The organism is Chitinophaga sp., from assembly GCF_035564935.1.
In the GTDB taxonomy this organism is placed as follows: domain Bacteria; phylum Bacteroidota; class Bacteroidia; order Chitinophagales; family Chitinophagaceae; genus Chitinophaga.
Genome location: NZ_DATMTE010000710.1, coordinates 1 through 2,059, shown reverse-complemented (window position 1 = coordinate 2,059; position 2,059 = coordinate 1). Strand labels below are relative to the sequence as shown.

Genomic DNA, 2,059 nt, shown 5'->3' with positions numbered 1-2,059 from the left:
ATTCCAACTTTGCCTTTAACATTTTATGGAAGTGGCAGCAGTCATTCATCTGGCAATCCTCCTTTGTAGGACCTAATTTAAATGCTGCGGGGTTGAGCGAAATTCCTGCTTTCGGCACACTGGACGCCATGGTAAGCAAGTTTTTCCCGAAGGCTAAAACCACGGTTAAACTGGGCGCCGCCAACCTGCTGAACAAGAAATATATTCAATCATGGGGTAACCCTACTATTGGCACACAAGCCTATATTTCTATAGGATATAACTTGTAAAAAGAGAAGCCCCGGATACTGTGTTGTACCCGGGGCTTTTATGTTTGCCTGCCTGTTATTATACTACGTCCCACCAGGGTTTATCTGAGGAAGGATTAGGCTTATTAAGCGGTTCCGGCTTAAAGTCGGCTACTGCTTTGTTTGCGGAGCTGTCGCCGGTCCATAACGCGCGGGCTTCTGCTTTTATATCCTCCCGTTGTAACAAGGCGCCCAGTGTGGCTTTCAGCTTTATGCCCAGTTCAGGTTTCACCATATGCACAAAGTTGGCATATCCTTCCATACTGCTGATAATATTCTTTCCTTTGCCCCAGCTTTTGTTAGCTAAACCGGTTTTTGCCACCTGGTGCAGCAGTGCGCGGAATTTACGCAGGGTGGTACGGTCCAGGCTCAGCTTTTCGTTTACCACGATGCCGGTTACCTCCTGCTTATCGCCTTTACGCATTATTTTCAATTTGTCAGGATGGATGGTGAATCCTTCTTCCTTTACAAACATTTTCACTGCGCGTAGTAATTGCCCTGCTTTATCAGCCGCAGGTCCTTTGGCAGAAAAGGTCATATCATCGGCATACCTCGTATAGGCGTAACCGTATTTTGCCGCCAGGCCGGTAAAACGCCGGTCCAGTTTATAGCAGATGAGGTTGGTGATAGCAGGACTGGTAGGGGCTCCCTGCGGGAGATGTCTTGCTGTTTTAGCCACATAGTATTTGCGGCCGTCGAGCAGTACTTCATCTACTTCGGGTTCTGTACAAATCAGCGCCAGTATGGTAGCTACCTGTTCTGCATACCCGAGTTTACAGAATAGTCCTTTTACGCGTTTATAGGCGATGGATGGGAAGAAGTCGCGCAGATCGATATTGATCACGATATCCTGCCCGGTATGTGGCGCTGCGTTGGTAACAATGGATTTACCCGGCACGAAACCATGCGCAGCTTCATCATTCTCTATTTTATAGAGAATGTTTTCCAGGATCCAGTGCTGTGCAGCTTTCAGCTGCGGCATGGGAGCAGAAATGGTACGGGTACCGCCGGATTTTTTTGGGATCTGGAAGCGTTGGTAATGGGTATGATGCCCAACTTTCCGGTTAAAAGATAAGTACCTCAGTTTACCGATGCTGATGCCCATGGCGTTCGCAAGTGCAGTGGCGTCGGCCCATACAGGCAATCCGAACTTTTGCAGTTGCGCTACGTCCGGTACTTTTTTATTTAGGCCGGCAGATACTTCTTCACCAAGATACACGATCTCCTGTTGCCTGGTGATGGCCCATGCGGCGGCCTTTTCTTTCCTGGCGGTTTCGCGGCGTTGTTTGGTTTCTTCTCTTTTCAGTTTGGCTTTGGCCATGCGGGCTTTGCGCATGTCTTCCAGCATTGCCCGTTTATTGCGGTAGCGTTGCCGCTCATTGAGCAGGTCATTCAGCTGCCGGCGCACCTCGTTCTCCTTCTGGATCAGGGTAGCGGCCGGTGAGGGCTGCGCAACGTTTTCGGCCCAGAAACCCAGGCGCGTCATTTCCTGTAATATATATTCCTCTTTAGAGGATGCACGTATCTTATCGTACAGTTGCTGACGGGTTAAGAACATGATAAATATGTTTGTATTTATGCTGTTTCATGACTCAGACAATGGAATCATCTTTATAAAAAAAACCAATGCCTTTAAATAAATATACCGGGAAGAAGGTGGAAAGTGGCCGGGAGTTTGGCCTTGCTGAAACGGGGAAACAAAATTCTGTAAAGAGGAAAAGGCCTTCGTGCAAACCATTGACTAAATCAATCAACTCCAGGGAGGGGCCTAC

3 protein-coding genes are annotated in these 2,059 nt (G+C 48.2%); 1 reads left to right on the top strand and 2 read right to left on the bottom strand.

Features of this window, described 5'->3' with window-relative positions; all coding sequences use genetic code 11:
* Positions 1 to 269, top strand: a 269-nt coding sequence (locus VN105_RS18355) for a hypothetical protein (RefSeq protein ID WP_325642983.1), incomplete at its 5' end; no start/stop codon positions are given.
* Between the two features lie 58 nt (positions 270 to 327).
* Here VN105_RS18355 and VN105_RS18350 read toward each other — a convergent pair.
* Both VN105_RS18350 and VN105_RS18345 read right to left on the bottom strand, forming a co-directional pair.
* Positions 328 to 1,845, bottom strand: coding sequence for a reverse transcriptase family protein (locus VN105_RS18350; RefSeq protein ID WP_325642982.1), 1,518 nt, complete (start codon positions 1,843 to 1,845; stop codon positions 328 to 330).
* Positions 1,846 to 1,879: 34 nt separating this feature from the next.
* A partial coding sequence (locus VN105_RS18345) for a hypothetical protein (protein WP_325642981.1) occupies positions 1,880 to 2,059 on the bottom strand: 180 nt, incomplete at its 5' end.

What these genes read in the sequence shown, in the direction of transcription:
- VN105_RS18350 (WP_325642982.1), bottom strand. Translation starts at nt 1,845, where the DNA reads ATGTTCTTAACCCGTCAGCAACTGTACGATAAGATACGTGCATCCTCT.